The sequence below is a fragment of the Pseudomonas syringae group sp. J254-4 genome (genome assembly GCF_032586855.1).
Classification (GTDB): Bacteria; Pseudomonadota; Gammaproteobacteria; order Pseudomonadales; family Pseudomonadaceae; genus Aquipseudomonas; species Aquipseudomonas amygdali.
In genome coordinates, this window is the sequence record NZ_JAWHOO010000006.1 from 185,943 (window position 1) to 205,007 (window position 19,065).

Genomic DNA, 19,065 nt, shown 5'->3' on the forward strand with positions numbered 1-19,065 from the left:
GTTTACGGTATATAGACGCGCATTAAAGCGATGTGAAATTGCCTGCGCTCGGTAATACTGCATGCATGGCGTCACTCAGCCTTTCGATTTTTGTCTTGTGGAGCTCTTGATGACGTTACGCCCCGTTATTCTACTCGGCCTCATTGGCTTGCTGGCCGCGTGCAGCAGCAATGACGCGCCAAAACCGGCTGCTGCACCGCCCGTCGCCCCGGCAATCAAAGTGCCTGCCGGGCCCGGCCCGCTGCAACCGTACCAACGTGAACTCAGCGGGCAACTGCTCGGCGTACCGGCCGGGGCCGAGGTCGAGCTGGCGATGCTGGTGATCGACGAGCGCGGCCGTCCACAGAAGCTGCTGACCAACACCTTGCTGAAGGGCAACGGCCAGTCATTGCCGTTCCAGTTGCGCTTCAACCCGGAAGCCTTTCCGGTAGGCGGGCGTGTCGAACTGCGCGGCCGAGCGAGTCAGTCGGGGCAATTGATACTGCACCTGCCGTCGATGCGCATCGACCAGCCCACCACTCAGGCGCTGGGGCAATTGCAATTCGTCAAGGCGCCATGATTGCTCCGCGACACCTTCAAGACGCGCTGAGCGAACTGCTCGGCGACGCCCGGCTGGTTGTCACAACGCTGCCGGGCACTGAGCTGAAACTGTGGCTGATCGACGATGCCAACATGGACCGTGCCTTCAGCCCGGATGAAACGCGCCGTATTCTGGAAGAGCCACCGTACTGGAGCTTCTGCTGGGCCAGTGGCCTGGCTCTGGCGCGTTTTCTGGCCGAAAACCCGCACTGGGTGGAAGGCAAGCGGGTACTGGATTTCGGTGCAGGTTCGGGTGTGGCAGGTATTGCTGCGCTCAGGGCCGGAGCACTTGAAGTGGTGGCCTGTGATCTCGACCCGTTGGCGATCGCTGCCTGCCGGGCCAATGCCGAACTCAACCAGGTGCAGTTAAGCTACTCGACGGATTTTTTCGCCGAAGCGGATCGCTTTGATCTGATTCTGGTTGCCGACGTGCTGTACGACCGCGCCAACCTGCCGCTGCTGGATCAATTTCTGTCCCGGGGCCGCGAAGCACTGGTGGCAGACTCCCGCGTGCGCGACTTCAAGCACGCTGCCTACCGGCGCCTGACAATGCTGCATGCACACACCCTGCCGGACCTGGCAGAACCCCATGAGTTTCGGGATGTGAGCCTCTATCACGCGGCGCGGTGAGCGCTAAATAACAGCCCAGAATCGCTCAGCTAAACGGTTTCTGTAGGAGCGAACTTGTTCGCGAATACGGTTGTTCGAACGATAAATTTCCAGAGAATTTTCCGTCCCTTTCGCGAACAAGTTCGCTCCCACGGCCTTCGGCCAGAATCAAAAGCAAATGTGTGGATAGCGCTGAGCGTGCGGGGCAAGGATGATGCCCCACCGCCGACGCCGCTTTCAGCATTGCCCTGCGGGCTTTATAGTTGGCGGCATTCAGATTCTTCGAGACGTGCAATGAGCCAGGAAACTGCTTACATCTTCGACGCAACCGCCGCGAACTTTGATCAACTGGTGATCGACAAATCGTTCGACCAGCCTGTACTGGTCGATTTCTGGGCCGAGTGGTGTGCGCCCTGCAAGGTCTTGATGCCCCTGCTGCAGCAAATCACCGAGAGTTATCAGGGCGAATTGCTGCTGGCCAAGGTCAATTGCGACATCGAGCAGGACATTGTTGCGCGCTTAGGCATTCGCAGCCTGCCGACCGTGGTGCTGTTCAAGGACGGCCAGCCGGTGGATGGTTTTGCAGGAGCCCAGCCTGAATCGGAAATCCGCAAGATTCTCGAACAACATGTCGTCATGCCGCCTCCTCCGGCCGCCGATCCATTCAAGCAGGCGCAAGAGCTGTTTGCAGAAAGCCGTTTTGCCGAAGCCGAAGCACAGCTCAAGGTGCTGCTGGGCGAAGACAACACCAATGCCGCAGCGCTGATTCTGTATGCGCGCTGCCTGGCAGAACGTGGCGAGCTGAGCGAAGCCAAGGCGGTGCTGGATGCCGTCACTGGTGATGCACACAAAGCCGAGCTGGCGGGTGCCAAGGCGCAACTGACGTTCCTGGCACAAGCGGCCACTCTGCCGGATGTGGCCGAACTGAAAAGCCGCCTGGCGCAAAATTCTCAGGATGACGAAGCGGTGCATCAACTGGCGATTCAGCAATTGTCGCGTCAACAGTACGAAGCCGCGCTGGATGGCCTGCTCAAACTGTTCATTCGCAATCGCAATTACGCCGAGGGCCTGCCGCACAAGACGCTGCTGCAAGTGTTCGACCTGCTGGGCAATGAGCACCCACTAGTAACCGCATACCGTCGCAAGCTGTTCGCCGCGCTGTATTAAGGCAACTTGCCACCGGCACCGCACCGGTGCCGGTGGCTGAACCGCCAGGTCAGATCACGTCGCGGCGACCCAGCTGTACAGCGGCGCATCCCCGCCACTCTCGACCTTCACGTTCGCAGAGTGACGCAAGCGCACCAGTAAATGCTTGCCTGCCGCAGTACTGCCGGCCAGCCCTTCCAGTTGCCCCAGCAGATCCGGCCCACTCATCTGCCCGGCCTTTTGCAACAATTCCTGTGCGACCTGCCACAGCCTGTCGTCCTGATTAAGCGGCTTGCTCTCGACCACGGCGGCCGATACGTCGGGAGCTGCGGCCTTGAGCTGCGCGCCCAGTTGCGCCCAGTCGCCTTCGTCCAGTTCAAGGGTCAAATCCACCGGCCACTGGCCTACGGTTCCACGAATACGCAACATGATGTGTACCTGCTGACAGTCAGGCGTACATGCTCCCACAGGCTGGCGCGCATGCCCATGATCAACCGTAAAGCCACTGGCTGATGACCGGCTCTTTGCCGTTCATGAAGTTGCCAAGCGCCCGCACGTCATAGACATTTTCCCAATGCTCGACAATTCTGCCATCACGAAACCGCCACAGGCCGCAAAACGGCATGATGATCTTCCGGCCCTCGCAACTGGCGCGCATCTCCCCCAGCACCGAGCCATAGTGCTCGTTGGCAATGATGTCGTGGACATCCATGTACAGGGTCTGACGTGTGCGCCTGAGCAGATTGATCTCGTGGGAAAGCACTGCGTCCTTGCCAATGGCTATGGACAAGCCACCACCAGCGCCCTGATCGGCTTTGTGCAGCACAATGTCAGCGTCGGCGAACTCGGTAATTCGTGTTGGATCCTTGTACACCGCACGCAGGATTTCTCTATTCGGATGGAGCTTGTTCATGAGTATCTTCCCTGATGTCGCACTCGGCTGGCGATGAAAACCCTCCCGGCGCATCCGGCGCAGGTACGGCGATTTTCACTCTCCAGAGTAGGAGCTGCTGACGCGAAGGCTGAGACTACTTCAGCATAAGCACGGGCTGGGGTATTCCAGATAACACCCTCAGGTAACGTCCCATGGAGACCAGATCGTCCAGCGCTCGAACAAAAACCCGTCCACGCACACCGACACTTGTTATAAGATCACATAACAGATTTTTTCGAATATTACCCCCGGAGTCCGCTATGCGCCGTTTGCTACTCGCCCTGCCTTTCGCCCTGTTGCCACTCGTATCTGCCCACGCAGCCGAAGTACATGACCATGATCACGGCGATGAACACGGCAGTCTGGGTGCCCACGAGCATGGCGTCGGACGTCTGGATGTAGTGCTGGAAGGCAAGACGCTGGAGTTTGAATTCGACAGCCCGGCCATGAACATCGTCGGTTTCGAGCACGTTGCGACCTCGGATGAAGACAAAGCCAAAGTCGCCAAGGCGCGAGAGTTGCTACTCAAGCCAAACGCGTTGTTCAGCATCGCCGATGCCGCCAACTGCTCGGCCACTTCGGTGAAACTGGAAAGCCCGCTGTTCGGCGACAAGGATGACGATCACGATGAGCACGCCAAGGGCGGCGATGCCGATCATCATGAGCACAGCGAAATTCACGGCCACTACAAGTTCGTCTGTGACGCACCGGCCGTTCTGAAGAAGCTCGACCTGTCGCAAATCTTCAAAACCTTTCCCGACACCAAGAAGCTTCAGGTACAACTGATCTCGCCAGGCGGCCAGTCGGGCGCAGAAGTGATCGCAGCCAACCCAACGCTGAAATTCTGATCGCACTCTGCGGTACAACGACCGGGCCTGGCCCGGTCTTTTAATTTCCAACCGAGCGTGAGTCAGCCCATGACCCAAGCACTGATCGAGCTATCGAACCTGAGCTTCAACTGGCCAGGCCACCCACAGTTACTGGACATCCCCGAATTTCGCCTGCAAACCGGCGAAACCCTGTTTCTCAAAGGCCCCAGCGGCAGCGGTAAAACCACCTTGCTGGGCCTGCTGGGCGGTGTGCAAAAGCCTGTCAGCGGCAGTATTCGACTGTTGAATCAGGACCTGTCGACACTGTCGGCGGCAGCACGTGATCGCTTCCGAGTCGATCACACCGGCTATATCTTTCAGCAGTTCAATTTGTTGCCGTTTCTGTCGGTGCGGGAAAACATCGAGCTGCCCTGCCACTTTTCCAGCGTCCGCGCCGAGCGTGCGAAGCAACGCCACGGCAGCGTCGAAAAAGCGACCACCACCCTGCTCGCCCACCTGGGACTGAAAGACCCGGCGATGCTGGCACGCCGCGCCGACTCATTGTCCATCGGCCAGCAACAACGCGTGGCCGCGGCCCGTGCGCTGATTGGTCAGCCTGAGCTGGTGATCGCCGACGAACCCACTTCGGCGCTGGACGCCGACTCTCGAGAAGCGTTCATTCGCCTGCTGTTCGCCGAATGCCGCGAGGCCGGGGCCAGCCTGCTGTTTGTCAGTCATGACCAGAGCCTGGCACCGCTGTTTGATCGCAATCTGTCGCTCAGCGACCTGAATCGCGCCGCCGTCGCCGTGGAGATTTGAGATGTATCTGTTTCGTCTGGCCATGGCCAGCCTGGCCAACCGCCGTTTCACCGCGTTTCTCACTGCCTTCGCCATTGCGCTGTCGGTGTGCCTGTTACTGGCCGTAGAGCGGGTGCGCACCGAAGCCCGCTCCAGCTTCGCCAGCACCATCAGCGGCACCGACCTGATCGTCGGCGCACGTTCCGGTTCGATCAACCTGTTGCTGTACTCGGTATTTCGCATCGGCAACGCCACCAACAACATTCGCTGGGACAGCTTTGAGCATTTTGCCCAGAGCAAACAGGTCAAATGGGCGATCCCGGTTTCGCTGGGCGACTCCCATCGTGGCTATCGGGTAATGGGCACCAACGAAGCGTATTTCGAGCATTATCAGTTCGGTCGCCAACAGCATCTGGAAATGGCCGAAGGACGTGAATTCAAGACCGATCCCTTTGAGGTAGTGCTGGGCTCGGAGGTCGCCAAGGCGCTGCATTATAAATTGGGCGACAAGCTGGTACTGGCGCACGGTGTGGCGGCGATCAGTCTGGTCAAGCATGACGACAAGCCGTTCACCGTGGTCGGCATACTCAAGCCGACCGGTACACCGGTGGACCGCACGCTGCATATCAGCCTGGGCGGCATGGAAGCCATTCATATCGATTGGCACAACGGCGCACCGGCGCGAGGCAACGAGCGTATCTCTGCCGATCAGGCACGCAATATGGACCTGACGCCGACTGCGATCACCGCCTTCATGCTGGGTCTGAACAGCAAGATCTCAACCTTCAGCCTGCAACGCGAAATCAACGAATACCGTGGCGAGCCCATGCTGGCGATTCTGCCCGGCGTGGCGCTGCAAGAGCTGTGGAGCCTGATGGGCACCGCGGAAAAGGCACTGTTCGTAATTTCGCTGTTCGTGGTGCTGACCGGTCTGATCGGCATGCTGACCGCGATTCTCACCAGCCTCAATGAACGACGCCGGGAAATGGCCATCCTGCGCTCGGTCGGCGCGCGGCCCTGGCATATCGCAAGTCTGCTTATACTCGAAGCCTTCGCCCTGGCTCTTGCGGGTGTCATCAGCGGCCTTGCACTGCTCTATATCGGCATCTTCGTGGCCCGCGACTACGTGCTCGACAACTACGGCCTGTACCTGTCGTCTATGCCACCTGGCCAATATGAATGGACCCTGCTCGGTGCCATTCTCGGTTGCGCGCTGTTGATGGGAACCGTGCCAGCCTGGCGAGCCTACAGGCAGTCACTGGCCGATGGACTGTCGATTCGTTTATGAGGACCTTCATGATGCGGCGCATGCTACTCACTCTGCTGCTCTCGGTTTCCACTCAACTGTGGGCCGCCGAGCCGCGTGAACTGACCTGGAATGACATGATTCCGCCCGATGCACCCGTGGTGAAGCCGGTAACGGCTCCGATACACGATATGTCCAAGCTGTCCGATGCACTGGCCATGGAGGCAGCGCCTGCGGCCCATCAACTGGCTCCGCATGCGCCAGTGGTCAAGGCACTGGATGGCAAGCTGGTGCGTTTACCGGGCTACATCGTGCCACTCGAGGTCAGTGAGGAAGGCAGAGTGACGGAGTTTTTGCTGGTGCCGTATTTCGGTGCCTGCATCCATGTGCCGCCGCCGCCAGCGAACCAGATCGTGCATGTCACGAGTGAGCTGGGTGTGAAGGTCGATGAGCTGTATCAGCCGTACTGGATCGAAGGACCGATGCAGGCCAAATCGTCTACCAGCGAACTGGCAGAAGCGGGTTATCAGATGCAGGCAGACAAGATATTTGTCTACGAGTTGCCGGATTCATAAGGATGAAGAGGTTCCCAGCGATTTCATTGAGCTGAGTCAAAGTCGCCGCTCGACAGCGCTTTAACATTATGCCCATAAATTTTGACTGATCTCTGGAGCCTCCATGAACAAGCACTTGCTACGCGCGTCTATTGTCGCGCTTGCCCTCACCGCCCCGGTCGCGGCACACGCGTACCAGTCCGGCGACTTCATCGTTCGCGCCGGTGTTGCGCACGTCCAGCCCAATGAAGACAGCGGCGAAGTGCGCCTCGACGGTGCCAAGGTTTCCGGCACTAAAGCGACTGTCGACGGCGAAAACCAGCTCGGCCTGACCTTCGCCTACATGCTGACCCAGCATGTAGGCATCGAGTTGCTGGCTGCTACACCGTTCAGCCACACCGTTTCAGTAAAAGGCCTGGGGCCAGGCCTGGACGGCAAGCTGGCTGATATCAAGCAACTGCCGCCGACACTGTCGTTGCAGTACTACCCGATGGAGCCTTCGTCGAAGTTCCAGCCGTATGCGGGCGTGGGTATCAACTACACCACCTTCTTCGATACCGACCTGACCGGCAACCGCAAGGATCAGGGTTTCAGCAACCTCAAGCTCAAGGACTCGGTTGGTCTGGCCGCTCAACTGGGCATGGACTACATGATCACTGACAACGTACTGGTCAACGCCTCGGTCTGGTACGTCGACATCGATACCAAAGCGACCGTGGACGGCCCTTCTGCCCTGGCCGTCGGCAAGACCAAGGTCGACGTGGATATCGACCCGTGGGTGTACATGGTGGGCGTGGGTTACAAGTTCTGACCTGCACACCTTCAAACGCCACAGACACAAAGGCACCCTCAGCGGGTGCCTTTGTGTTTTGTGGTTTGAACTCTGCGTGCCGGATTCCTGATTATCGTGCCGTGATTTAACCCGCGCCCCGGATTCCTGACTATCGTGCCGATGCTCCGCGTCGGTATGCAGTTCGTGACGCTCTGCGTCACAAATAGGCGCTGCACCGCACGCTCAAGAGCGGACGCAGAGCGTCCAGAAATGCATCACCACGCAGAGCGTGGGGACGATCAGCACTTACAGTCGATGCGGGGCTCACTGCCCCATCAGCAACTCAAGCCCACGAACCAGTGGTGTCGGCTCATCAATGCTGAAGTGCTCGAGAAGGCGTTGGTTACTGGCCCGTGAATGCTTGATGTCGCCCGAGCGCGGTGCCTGATAGCTGACTTCCGGCTGTTTGCCGACCACTTGCGAGAGTGCCGACAGCAGCTCATTGAGCGAAGTGGTCTTGTTCAGACCGACGTTGATCGCGCCCTCAATGGCGCTTTCCCGTGACAGGGCCTGTAGCAACAGCTTGAGCAGGTCGCCCACGTAGAAGAAATCGCGCGTTTGCTCGCCATCGCCAAACACGTTGATCGGCAGGCCTTTCTGGATGCGTTCGGCAAAGATGCTGATCACGCCCGAATACGGCGACGACGGATCCTGGCGCGGGCCGAAGATGTTGAAGAAGCGAAAGATCACCGGCTCCAGACCATGCTGACGGCGGTAGAAGTCCAAGTAGAACTCGCTGGCCAGCTTGTCCGATGCGTAAGGAGTCAGTGGTGCTTTGGTGGTGTCTTCAGTGATTGCTTCGCCTTCGCCGTTGTTGCCGTATACCGCCGCGCTGGACGCGAAGATCACGCGTTTGATGCCCGCTTCGCGCATGGCCTCACAGACATTCAGCGTGCCGATGAAGTTGCTTTGATGGGTGCGCACCGGGTCGTCGACTGACGCCTGAACCGAGGCCACCGCCGCCAGATGCACGACGGCCTTACAGCCTTGCGCAGCGCGCTTGACCAGTTCGGCATCGGCTACGTCGCCTTCGATCAGTTCAACCCGCGGGTTGTCGAGCGGCAAATTGCTGCGCTTGCCCGCCGAGAGGTTGTCGAGGATGCGCACGCAATGCCCGTCGGCAAGCAATGCATCGGTCAGGTGCGAGCCGATGAAGCCGGCACCTCCCGTAATCAGAACAGGGGCGTCAGACATGTCGATAATACCGGTCCAGCAGGCTTGGCAAGCCGGCCCGCCAGGCGCGGGGCTTGATGCCGAAAGTGTGGAGAATTTTCTTGCAGGCCAGCACCGCGTGCTGCGGTTCCTCGGCTGCATCGGGACGCGCGGCGTGAGCCTGTGCGGTGGGCGATTCAATGGCCAGCGGGTGCAGCAGACGCGCTTCGGTGAGCACCGCCTGACCCAGCGCCAGTGGCGTGGTCGCTTCGTGTCCGGCGTAGTGGTACGTGCCCCACAGCGGCGCTTCGCAATCGAGTTGCTTGACGATTGAAATAATCACCCGCGCCGCATCATCGATCGGCGTCGGGTTGCCGCGTCGATCATCGGCCAGCAGCAGCTCTCCGGGTTCTTTGGCGCGCGAAAGAAAGCGGCCAAGCACGCCATCGGCGCTGTCATCCAGCAACCAGCCAAAACGCACAAGCACATGTTGCGGGCAGGTGGCGCGCACGCTTTGCTCAATACGCCACAGCGCCTGACCGCGCAGCCCCAAGGGCACTGGCTCGTCTTTTTCGCTGTAGGCGGTCGCGCGCGAGCCATCGAACACACGATAACTGGAAGGTTGGACCAGTGTGATGTTGTGGTGCTGACACAGTTCGGCCAGGCGCTCGACAGAGCGCTCCTGATGGGTCAGGCGCGCTGCGCTCACGGTCTCCGCCTGAAACCAGTCGAAGTAGTAAGCGAGGTTTATCAGGGCATCGGGGCGGGTGTCATCAAGCAGTTGCGTGAGGCTCGCCACGTCCCAGCCGTCTTGCGGTGGACGTGGTGCGAGGAAACCAATGTCTTCCTCGGCACCCAGACGAATCAGCGCCTGCCCGAGGGCATTCCCGCCGCCCAACAGCATAAGGCGCATTCGCATAGAGTCAGCAGGCTCGGTATCAGATAATCAAACGAACAATTGAAAAACGCCTGCAAACATAACACGTTGCCTGCCAACCCCCAACAGTTGCGCAGCCTGGCGGGTCAATGACGCCGCCACAACGCGTTGCAGCGTCTCATCGCGCCCCATTGATTACTGAGCTGCCGGCCCTGGCGGGCTGTTGCCCTTGGGCAGACCAAGCGGTGCAGGTGCCGGCGCGGAAGGTGTCGCAGCAGCTGGGTCCGAAGGCGCAGGAGGCCCCTCGGCTTCAACGCCAGCCTGCGGGTTGTTGAAGCCCGGTCCCATGACCATCTGTGGATAAGTCTGCGCAAAACGCACGTTCGGGTTTTTATCCACAAGGCGCTTGAGGCGCTCGTTGAAGGCGCGCCCCACTGCGTACTGCCCGCCGGAAGAGGTACGGAATTGCGCGGTCAACACCATGCCGTTGAGGTTCATGCTGTCGACGCCGAACACCTCCAGCGGTCCTTGCAGGTTGTGCTTGAGCAGAATGTCATCGCTGATCGACTGCCCGGTTTCGCGGATCAGCGCCAGCGCATCATCAATATCCGAGTCGTAAGTGAACTGCACCGAGAAGAAGGCATACGCGAACTGCCGCGACTGGTTGGTGACCGCCTTGATCTGCCCGAACGGCACGGAATGGACAAACCCCTTGCCGTCGCGCAGGCGCACGGTACGGATGGTCAGGCTCTCCACCGAGCCGGAATGGCCGGTACTGAGCACCACCCAGTCGCCCACCGAGAAGGTGTCTTCGATGATGATGAACAGACCGGTGATCACGTCCTGCACCAGCTGTTGCGAACCGAAACCGATGGCCAGACCGACAACCCCGGCACCCGCCAGCAGCGGTGCAACGTTGATGCCCAGGTTGGCCATGGTGGTGATCGCGCAGATCACCACCAGAATGATTTTCACCGCGTTGCGCAGCAGCGGCAGAATGGTCTTGATTCGTGTGCTCGGTTGGCGGCCACTGCGATGGTTCGCTGGTGGTTTGAGGGCTTCCTGAATGGCCGTGTCGAGCACCACCCACAGCAGCCAGGTGACCACAAATATCAGGCCGATGCTGCTCAGCGAATCGCTGATCACGCGCCCCAGCGTATTGCGCTGGGCAAACTCGAACATCGAGAAGCCCCAGATACGCCCCAGTATCTCGATGAACCCGATGGCCAGCGCAATGCGCAACACCGCGTACACCAAGCTCAGCAGACGCGCCTTGTACACATGCCCGCCGCGCCCCAGGGATTCGGTCGGTTTGAACAGGTGCTGGAACACTGTGCTCAAAAATACCGTGGTGATCAGCAGAATGGTGGTGAACAACGCACAACGCAGCGCTTCCTGACTGTCTTCACCGGCTCCGATCAGGTTGATCGCCGAGACCAGAATCATCAGCAGGATCGGCAGGTGCCACAGGTTGGAGAAGATTTTCAGCGACTGCTGCAGCGCTGGCCGTTGCAGGCGGCTGCTCAAGGAACGGTTACGAATCAGGTGCGCCACCGGGCGGCGCACCTTGATGATCAGCATGCAGAACACCACCGAGGCAAACAGCCCGGTGAACACTGCAACGCTGGTGGTGACGTTGCTGCCCAACTGGCGGGCGATCTGCGGACTGGTCAGTGCATCGCTCAGCGCCGCCAGAAAACCGACCACAAACAGTGGCCTCGGCGCGTAGCGGCGAATCATGCGTACCGCAGCGCGCTTGTGCCCGGAGTTGAACATCACAATCACACAGAGCAGCACCGAGGTCGACACGATGCCGCTGCTGGTCGCATAGGCAAAGCACAGCGCCAGCGCACGGCCGACCGAAGACGGCATGAAGTGGCTGACGTAGAGAGTCAATGGCAGACAGACGATGGCTGGCAAGGTGAACGGCAACACGTATTTGAGCAGCGCCTGACTGCGCTCGCGCACCCGCATGAATGGCGTTCGGCACAAGCGCACCGCCAGAAAACGACCCAAAGTGGTCAGAACGGCAAACGAGCCGATCCAGACAAACGACAAGGCGAGGAAGTCCCCGGCAACACTCCACGGAGAACGTGTAGTGCGCTTGTTGACCAGTTTCTCCAGTTCGTCGGCTGCACGGTCGGCGCGCAATTGCCAGGCGTCGAAGAGGTTGTCGTCAAGATTGAGCTTTTCCTGGACGTCATCAATGCTGGAACTGATAGCACCGAGCAATCCGCCCTGCACCAGAAGCTCAGGGGCTTCGGCCGCTGCTGGCTCCCCGCCGTCTGCCGGTTTTGCATCCGCCTTTTCAGCGGCCTTGTCATCCGCTTTCGCCGCGGGTTTGTCAGCTGCCTTGGCATCGGCCTTTTCTTTGCCATCGGCCTTCTCGGCCGCTTTGTCGTCGGTCGGCACCGCAGCGCCCATTGGCAGCGCAGGTACATCGGCTGCGTGGAGATTGAAACTGCCTTCGAATAGCAGCAGACCCGACAGGATCAAGATTTTCAGCTGAGACGCCACGCAGTTTTCTCCTTCGATGGGCAAATACAACCATGCACAGGCCAAAGCGCGCTTTGATCCCAAGGAACTGATTCCCTTATGCCCGGCAAGTTCGGTTCCGGCAGGGAAATACGATGAGCCGATGTTTCAAAAAATTGCGCCAGAACAGTACGCTCATTCTTCCCGACTGAACTATGCAAAGCGCCAACTGCCGGAATTATCGGCGGCTGCCGAAGGCGTGCATGAGCCTGTGCGCCAAAGCGCTTGCCCGATCAACCCGACATTGAGAGGAATCTGCATGAGCACGTTCAACGCAAAAGATGGCACCGAGATCTATTACAAGGACTGGGGCGAGGGTAAGCCGGTACTGTTCAGCCACGGCTGGCCGCTGGATGCGGACATGTGGGAATACCAGATGGAATACCTCAGCAGCCGAGGCTATCGCACCATTGCCTTTGACCGCCGCGGCTTCGGTCGCTCCAGCCAGCCGTGGACCGGTTATGACTACGACACCTTCGCTGACGATATCGCCGAACTGATCGAACACCTCGATCTGCGCGAAGTGACGCTGGTGGGCTTCTCGATGGGCGGCGGCGATGTGACGCGCTATATCGCAAAATATGGTAGCGAGCGAGTTGCCAAACTGGCCTTGCTGGGCTCGGTCACACCGTTTTTCCTCAAGACTGACGACAATCCGGAAGGCGTCGACAAATCAGTGTTCGATGGCATCAAGGAGGGTCTGCTCAAGGACCGCGCGCAATTCATCAGTGATTTTGCCACGCCGTTCTACGGCCTGAACAAAGGCCAGAAGGTTTCCGAGGGCGTACAGGCCCAGACCTTGAACATCGCCCTGCTCGCCTCGCTCAAAGGCACGCTGGATTGCGTGACTGCATTCTCCGCAACCGACTTCCGCCCGGACATGGCGAAAATCGATGTGCCGACCCTGGTGATTCATGGCGATGGTGATCAGGTTGTGCCGTTCGAAGCATCAGGCAAGCGCGCCGCCGAGCTGATCAAGGGTGCCGAGTTGAAGGTCTATTCCGGCGCGCCGCACGGTTTTGCCGTGACCCATGCCGAGACACTCAACAAAGACCTGCTGACGTTTGTGCAGGGCTGATATTTTTGTGTAACAGGGAGCCGATTACCGACTCCCGGCAGGCAGCGAATCAGTCGGCCTGAACGGTCAGCTGATTCTGCTCGCCCAGCCCCGCAATCCCCAGGCGCATGCGTTGCCCTGCGCGCAGGAAGACCGGCTCTGGCTTGACGCCCAGGCCCACACCCGGCGGCGTACCCGTGGAGATGACATCACCCGGTTGCAGGCTCATGCAACGGCTCAGGTAGGCGATCAGTTGCGGCACGCTGAAAATCAGCGTGCGCGTATTGCCATTCTGATAACGATGACCGTCGACCTCCAGCCACAGGTCGAGCGAGTGAGGGTCGGCAACCTCGTCGCGGGTCACCAGCCAAGGGCCTATGGGGCCGAAGGTATCGAAGCCTTTACCCTTGTCCCAGGTTCCGCCGCGCTCAAGCTGCCACTCGCGCTCGGACACATCGTTGACCACGCAATAACCGGCAACGTGCTCCATGGCAACGGCTTCGTCGATATAACGCCCGCCCTTGCCGATGATCACGCCCAGCTCGACTTCCCAGTCAGTCTTGAGCGAACCGCGAGGAATTTCGACGTTATCATCCGGGCCGCAAATTGCGCTGGTCCACTTGTTGAATATGATGGGTTCCTTGGGCACTTCCATCCGCGATTCGGCTGCGTGGTCGGCGTAGTTCAGGCCTATGCAGATAAACTTGCCGACCTGCCCGACGCACGCCCCGATGCGCGGTCGGCCCGCAACCAGAGGCAGACTTTCGGGATCAAGCGCAGCCAGGCTGGCAAGGCCTGCCGGGCTCAACACCTCGCCAGCGATGTCCGTGACATGTGCGGACAGATCGCGGATCTGGTAGGCAGCATCAAGCAGGCCTGGCTTTTCCTGGCCCTTTTCACCGTAACGAAGCAATTTCATCGAGTTCTCCCGTTTCTGTCCAAGGTGCAAACCGCGGATTCAGAGGGTAACGCCCTGTTGCCCGGCCTTCGGAAATACGTATTCACGATCGGGCTGAACCCACTGAATCTGGACAGATAGCATCGCAACGGACGCCTTGCCTAATGAAATTTACGACCAACTGCCCAGCACGCCGGTTGGCATTGAGTGGCAGAAAAATCGGGATAACACGCCACTGGTCATAATTAATACACACAGTGAGTATTAATATCACCCCCAGTTCAAACGAGCCCTTTCGTTGAAACGAGCGCCCCTCGAAAACACGACGGACTCGTACGCCTTCAAGGGCCGGCTGAACTCATGTCAACGCTAATACGTCCTGCAGATTCCCCGTCGCAAGCGCGGCGCCCTGACGCCCCAGGAAAACCTTTTCATGAACAATCGATCGATACCGCGTGCTTCTCGATTCCCGATAACGCGCCTTGCGCTGCTGGTTTCATTGAATTCACTGTGCCTGATCAGCCCGTTCATTCAGGCCGACGACGATGTGCCCACCTCAGTGACGGCGCCCGCCAGCGACGACACCGCTGCCGTGACACTGGGCACGGTGTCGGTGATTGGCCAGGGCGAAACCCGGCAGGTGCAACGCGTCACGCAAAAGGACGTAAGCGCTTATTCCGCAGGTACCAGCCCGTTGAAAGTTCTGCAACGGCTACCGGGGGTCAACTTCCAGTCCGGCGACCCGCTGGGTCGTGAAGAAGGCAGCCAGCGCATCAGCCTGCGCGGTTTTGACATGCACCACCTGGGCTACACGCTGGACGGCGTCACGCTTGGCAACATGAGCTTCGGCAACTTCAACGGCCTGAGCATCACCCGGGCGATCATCGCGGAAAACATCGCTGCCAGCGAAGTGGCTCCAGGCATCGGGTCGCTGGGCACGGCATCGAACAGCGATCTGGGCGGCACCATCCAGTTCACCAGTTCCAATCCGGACAAGGAGTTCGGCGCGCGACTGTCACAGACCCTGGGCAGTTACGACACCTCGCGTACTTTCATGCGCGTCGACACGGGCGAATACAACGGTCTGTCCGCTTATGTGTCGGGAGAAAAGTACGACGCCGATGCCTGGAAAGGCCACGACAACCCGCAAAAATCCGACGCTGTGAACGCCAAGGTCAATTACAACTTCGGCGAAAACCGCGTGAGCTTTTTCCACAGCACCTCGTCTCACGACGAGGCCAATCTGCCCAGTCTGTCGAAGAGCATCATCCAGCGTCTGGGCTACAACTGGAGTTACTACACGCCAGACTGGACCCGCGCGGTCAATGCAGCCAACGGCATCTACACCGGCGGCGTAACCAGCGCAAGCGATGCGACCTACAACGCCAGCAGCCTGCGCGACGACGAACTGGACATCCTCAGCGGCAATTTCTCGCTGACCGATGATCTGGTGCTGGACGCCACGGCCTATCACCACCATGACTCGGGCCGGGGCAATTCGTATTATCCGTTCATCTTTACCAGCGGCTCGACCACTGTCCCCAGCAACTCGATTCGCAGCACGGTGTATGGCATTGATCGAACCGGCTTCCAGAGTTCGCTGACGTACTTCCTGGGCCAGCATGAAATTCAGGGCGGGTTCTGGATTCAATCGAACAAGAACGACATCGCCCGTTACCTGTTCGATACCACCAATGCGACGCCGCAAAACCACATCGTCAAAACCAATGGCCTGAGGCAAGCGGCTACGGTACTGGACCAGAGCTACAACGACCTGACCCGGCAGTTCTACCTGCGCGACACCTACACCCTGCTCGATGACCGCCTCAAGCTTGAGTTCGGCGCAAAGAATACCGTCACCACCTCCACTGCCGAAGGGAAAGGCGGCGGTTATGCCAGCGGCTCGCTGGAAGCACGGGACAGGTTTTTGCCGCAAGTGGGCGCGACCTACAAACTCAATGACAGCGATGAAGTGTTTACGTCTTATTCGGAAAACATGGCGGCCTTTCCGAGTGGCGGTTACAGCCCGTTCTTCACCACGCAGACTGCAGTGGATGCGCAGAACGGCTTCAAGGACCTCAAACCCGAAACATCGAAAACCGTTGAACTGGGCGTGCGCCGCAGCACAAAGCTGTACTCGGCATCCGCGGCGGTCTACAACACCAAATTCGACAATCGCCTGGTGGCCATCACCAACTGCACCGGCATCGTCATCTGCCAGAACGGCGTCGCCAACGTCGGCTCCGTCACCAGTCGGGGCCTGGAACTGTCATTCGGCCTGACGCCCGACGAGCACTGGCGCTGGTCCAACTCCATGTCCTACAACCACAGCACTTATGACGACGACTACGCCAGCGGCGGCAGCACCGTTCATGTGAAAGGCAAAACCGTCGTCGATACGCCCAAGCTGATGTATTCCAGCAACCTGGACTGGAATTGGGAGCACTGGAATGCCGGCATGCAGGGCAACTACATCAGCAAGCGCTATTACACTTACACCAACGACTCCAGTGTCAGCGGCTACTGGGTAGCGAACGCCAACCTCGGCTACGACTTCGGCAAACTCGGTGCCGTCAAAGACACCACCGTCTCGCTGAACATGGTCAACCTGTTCGACAAGCGTTACATCTCCACCCTCAACACCGACGCCAGCGCAGCGACCGACCCTGCGGGCAATTTGCAGATTCTGCAGGTGGGCACGCCACGCAGTGCGTTTGTGACACTGGGCGTGAAGCTTTGATTGATGCTGACTGAAAGCGGGCGAAGGATCGCCCCGATCGCCAATCATATTGAATGACGCCGCGTAACTTACGCCAGGGAGATGTATCCCAGTGGGAGCGAGTTTGTTCGCGAAGGCAATCTACATGTCTCTGCACAGCAGCGTGGGTTGCCAACCCCAATGGCGACGAATAGCGCACCGTGCTGCATACTCCCACGCACCTATAGCGCCTGACCTTCATCCGGACACCCCATGACACCCAACGCAGAACTCTATAACCCGTCCACCGAATACGCCGACAAGCTGATCTCGCGCATCGGCCAAACCCCTTCATGGATCGCCAAGCGCATCGGTGTGACCGACAAACGCATTCGCTACATCCTCGATGGGGAAAGGACCGTCAAAGGCGAGACCACGCCGATTCAGATGACCTATACCGAGCAGTTCGCACTGGAGTGCCTTGTGGCAGAGGCTATAGCGCTGAGGATGTAGGGCCCGCAGGCCATCAAGCATTGCCCTTGAATCTGAGGTTCCTGATAATCACGCCCTCACATAACTCAGGCAAGGAAATGCAGTGAAGGGAAATCTAGTATTGGTGGCGTTGCTTGCACTGTTGATGCAAGGCTGTGGCGTGACCATGACGCGTTACGAGCCCAGCTTCAATAACGTCCAGAAGCTCAAGCAAACACCTCCCCTTTTACCGATCCGTCAGACTCAAGTCAGCGCCGCGGCAGGTCAGAATTCACTGCAAGTGCGGGGTAATCCTGTCACATCCCCTAGCGGCAGCATCACGCAACACATCCAGGATGCCCTGACTGGTGAACTGGACCGCGCAGGTCTCATCGACCCGCAATCGCCGCGCCAGCTAAATGTGCTGGTTACGCAGAATGAACTGACCGCCGGCATGGGTACAGGCTCCGGCATAATCGCCGCGCGCTTCACCCTGCTTGACGGCGAGAAAGTTGAATATGACGCCACCAAGCAGGTCAGCAGTCAATGGAACAGCAGCTTTTTAGGTGCGATCGCTATCCCCAATGCTGCAAACGCCTACAACCCGTTAGTACGTGATTTGCTCAAGGCTTTATACAGCGACCCACTGTTTACTCAAGCGCTGAATCACAAATAAAAAAAGAGCCCATATGGGCTCTTTTTTTTGGGCGTGAGTTCATTACGCCTGTGGACCAGTACCCTTCAGCATTGAATACTTCAGATTCTGGCTATCCACCAACTGCTTGAGCAGTGAATTGACCTGGCGCGTAAATGTATCGGTCACAGCCTTCTGCGGTGTATTGGCCATCATCGGCACAAACCAGATACCCATCCAGGTATTGATTGCATCATGGTTACTGAGTGTTCTCAGCACCTTACCCTGGGAATCCTGCGCGTCCAGGCTCATGCTGTACTGATCGGTAGCCATCGTCGGAATAATAGTCAGGGTCAGGCCGCTGATAAACGCCATTACCAATTGGCCACCGCTTGGCGGATGGTTATAAACCTTGAGGTGCAGGCTGTAGTCGCCTGGCTGTTTCTTGAACTCATCAAGGGTCACTCGGCCAAACAAACCAGAGTCAGTCAGCGCTTTTTGCAGTTGGGGCTTGAGTGCATCCCGAGCTTGCGGCACTTCCAATGCGCCGGTGGTACCGGGTGTGCCCTGGTAGAAATCGAAGGCAACAAACACGTTGGGCTTATTCGCGTAGCTGGCCATCGAGGGCATGGTGACGGGCGCTACTTCATCCTTGGTAAAGCTGGCGCAACCGCTCAATACCAGCATTGCCGCAAGGCCCAGTGTCTTCAAGCGTTTCATTTACGATTTCCTTAGTCAATAACAGAACGTCTGTCCGAATCCATTCAAGAATTGCGGCCTTAACACTGCCTCATACAGCAGCGCCAGAAGCCACTATTGTGCCATCAACTAAAGATTCGTCAATAATCTTCAGGCTGGCGCAGGCGTGCCTGACGCCATAAGCGTGAATAGGTAATGACCAGCGATAGCCCGGTCAACTCAAACGCTACCCTCACGTTCGATAACCAGAATCCGTGCTTCTCCACAAGGATGCGCAACATGTTCACATCCATCCCCTGCGAAAAACACGTCGCCAACCTCCAATCTAACGATGTGTTCGATGCCTGACTCGCGATAATGCATATCCACCGTTCCATCGAGAACGGCGAAAACTTCCTCACCATCGTTGATATGCCACTTATATGGCTTATCGGTCCAGTGGAGGCGTACAGTGGTTCCACCCATATTAGCTATGTCGTCAGCGCCCCAAGCTTGAGTGGCGATGAAGTCTTTGCTACGAATAACTCTCATGGTCGC

At 58.6% G+C, this 19,065-nt stretch carries 20 protein-coding genes; 12 read left to right on the forward strand and 8 right to left on the reverse strand.

The window, feature by feature from the left end; all coding sequences use genetic code 11:
* The first annotated feature begins 109 nt into the window (after positions 1-109).
* From RYB09_RS10240 to trxA, 3 genes are all read left to right on the forward strand, one after another.
* Positions 110-559, forward strand: a complete 450-nt coding sequence (locus tag RYB09_RS10240) for a hypothetical protein (protein WP_002555432.1) — start codon at positions 110-112, stop codon at positions 557-559.
* Positions 556-1,209 carry a class I SAM-dependent methyltransferase gene (locus RYB09_RS10245; protein ID WP_316888212.1) on the forward strand — a complete coding sequence of 218 codons (654 nt, stop codon included), beginning with the start codon at positions 556-558 and terminating at the stop codon, positions 1,207-1,209. Before RYB09_RS10240 ends, RYB09_RS10245 begins: the two co-directional genes overlap by 4 nt.
* 273 nt (positions 1,210-1,482) lie before the next feature.
* On the forward strand, positions 1,483-2,355 hold the full coding sequence (gene trxA, locus RYB09_RS10250; protein WP_316888215.1) for a thioredoxin: 873 nt from the start codon (positions 1,483-1,485) through the stop codon (positions 2,353-2,355).
* Between the two features lie 54 nt (positions 2,356-2,409).
* Here trxA and RYB09_RS10255 read toward each other — a convergent pair whose 3' ends face one another.
* Complete coding sequence (locus tag RYB09_RS10255) at positions 2,410-2,763, reverse strand: hypothetical protein (RefSeq protein WP_058402665.1); 354 nt, start codon at positions 2,761-2,763, stop codon at positions 2,410-2,412.
* A 61-nt stretch (positions 2,764-2,824) separates the two neighbouring features.
* Entirely contained in the window at positions 2,825-3,247 is a 423-nt protein-coding gene (locus RYB09_RS10260; protein WP_122281245.1) for a nuclear transport factor 2 family protein, read from the reverse strand.
* Between the two features lie 281 nt (positions 3,248-3,528).
* On the opposite strand from RYB09_RS10260, the gene RYB09_RS10265 reads away from it, so the two are divergent.
* The 5 genes from RYB09_RS10265 (at position 3,529) to RYB09_RS10285 (ending at position 7,486) form a co-directional block, all read left to right on the forward strand.
* The gene (locus RYB09_RS10265) at positions 3,529-4,116 is read left to right on the forward strand and encodes a DUF2796 domain-containing protein (RefSeq protein ID WP_058402667.1); all 588 of its coding nucleotides are present in this window, start codon (positions 3,529-3,531) and stop codon (positions 4,114-4,116) included.
* A gap of 69 nt (positions 4,117-4,185) precedes the next feature.
* A complete protein-coding gene (locus RYB09_RS10270; protein WP_058402668.1) occupies positions 4,186-4,896 on the forward strand; it encodes an ABC transporter ATP-binding protein in 711 nt (236 codons plus the stop codon).
* A 1-nt stretch (position 4,897) separates the two neighbouring features.
* The gene (locus RYB09_RS10275) at positions 4,898-6,163 is read left to right on the forward strand and encodes an ABC transporter permease (protein ID WP_004666332.1); all 1,266 of its coding nucleotides are present in this window, start codon (positions 4,898-4,900) and stop codon (positions 6,161-6,163) included.
* Between the two features lie 8 nt (positions 6,164-6,171).
* Positions 6,172-6,696, forward strand: coding sequence for a DUF3299 domain-containing protein (locus RYB09_RS10280; RefSeq protein ID WP_058402703.1), 525 nt, complete (start codon positions 6,172-6,174; stop codon positions 6,694-6,696).
* 103 nt (positions 6,697-6,799) lie between these two features.
* Positions 6,800-7,486 carry an OmpW/AlkL family protein gene (locus RYB09_RS10285; RefSeq protein WP_058402669.1) on the forward strand — a complete coding sequence of 229 codons (687 nt, stop codon included), beginning with the start codon at positions 6,800-6,802 and terminating at the stop codon, positions 7,484-7,486.
* 285 nt (positions 7,487-7,771) lie between these two features.
* Here RYB09_RS10285 and RYB09_RS10290 read toward each other — a convergent pair whose 3' ends face one another.
* The 3 genes from RYB09_RS10290 to RYB09_RS10300 form a co-directional block, all read right to left on the reverse strand.
* Positions 7,772-8,701 carry an NAD-dependent epimerase/dehydratase family protein gene (locus RYB09_RS10290; protein ID WP_058402670.1) on the reverse strand — a complete coding sequence of 310 codons (930 nt, stop codon included), beginning with the start codon at positions 8,699-8,701 and terminating at the stop codon, positions 7,772-7,774.
* Positions 8,694-9,578 (reverse strand): sugar nucleotide-binding protein, encoded by an 885-nt coding sequence (locus RYB09_RS10295; protein ID WP_058402671.1) that lies wholly within the window; start codon positions 9,576-9,578, stop codon positions 8,694-8,696. Before RYB09_RS10295 ends, RYB09_RS10290 begins: the two co-directional genes overlap by 8 nt.
* A gap of 153 nt (positions 9,579-9,731) precedes the next feature.
* Positions 9,732-12,053: a mechanosensitive ion channel family protein gene (locus RYB09_RS10300; protein WP_316888220.1), complete on the reverse strand. Its 2,322-nt coding sequence runs from the start codon at positions 12,051-12,053 to the stop codon at positions 9,732-9,734.
* 277 nt (positions 12,054-12,330) lie between these two features.
* Here RYB09_RS10300 and RYB09_RS10305 point away from each other — a divergent pair, with 277 nt between their 5' ends.
* Positions 12,331-13,149 carry an alpha/beta fold hydrolase gene (locus RYB09_RS10305; protein ID WP_058408713.1) on the forward strand — a complete coding sequence of 273 codons (819 nt, stop codon included), beginning with the start codon at positions 12,331-12,333 and terminating at the stop codon, positions 13,147-13,149.
* 49 nt (positions 13,150-13,198) lie between these two features.
* On the opposite strand, the gene RYB09_RS10310 is transcribed toward RYB09_RS10305, so the two are convergent.
* Positions 13,199-14,047, reverse strand: coding sequence for an ureidoglycolate lyase (locus tag RYB09_RS10310; RefSeq protein ID WP_058408629.1), 849 nt, complete (start codon positions 14,045-14,047; stop codon positions 13,199-13,201).
* A 412-nt stretch (positions 14,048-14,459) separates the two neighbouring features.
* Between RYB09_RS10310 and RYB09_RS10315 the strand changes: the two genes are divergently transcribed.
* The 3 genes from RYB09_RS10315 to RYB09_RS10325 all read left to right on the forward strand — a co-directional run bounded on the left by RYB09_RS10315 (position 14,460) and on the right by RYB09_RS10325 (position 17,871).
* On the forward strand, positions 14,460-16,766 hold the full coding sequence (locus tag RYB09_RS10315; RefSeq protein WP_058408628.1) for a TonB-dependent receptor: 2,307 nt from the start codon (positions 14,460-14,462) through the stop codon (positions 16,764-16,766).
* Between the two features lie 231 nt (positions 16,767-16,997).
* Entirely contained in the window at positions 16,998-17,237 is a 240-nt protein-coding gene (locus RYB09_RS10320) for a hypothetical protein (RefSeq protein ID WP_003317071.1), read from the forward strand.
* 82 nt (positions 17,238-17,319) lie between these two features.
* Positions 17,320-17,871, forward strand: a complete 552-nt coding sequence (locus tag RYB09_RS10325) for a hypothetical protein (protein WP_058408627.1) — start codon at positions 17,320-17,322, stop codon at positions 17,869-17,871.
* Positions 17,872-17,913: 42 nt separating this feature from the next.
* Here RYB09_RS10325 and RYB09_RS10330 read toward each other — a convergent pair whose 3' ends face one another.
* Positions 17,914-18,549, reverse strand: a complete 636-nt coding sequence (locus tag RYB09_RS10330) for a hypothetical protein (protein WP_058408626.1) — start codon at positions 18,547-18,549, stop codon at positions 17,914-17,916.
* Positions 18,550-18,747: 198 nt separating this feature from the next.
* A complete protein-coding gene (locus tag RYB09_RS10335; protein WP_058408625.1) occupies positions 18,748-19,059 on the reverse strand; it encodes a hypothetical protein in 312 nt (103 codons plus the stop codon).
* Between the last annotated feature and the right edge of the window lie 6 nt (positions 19,060-19,065).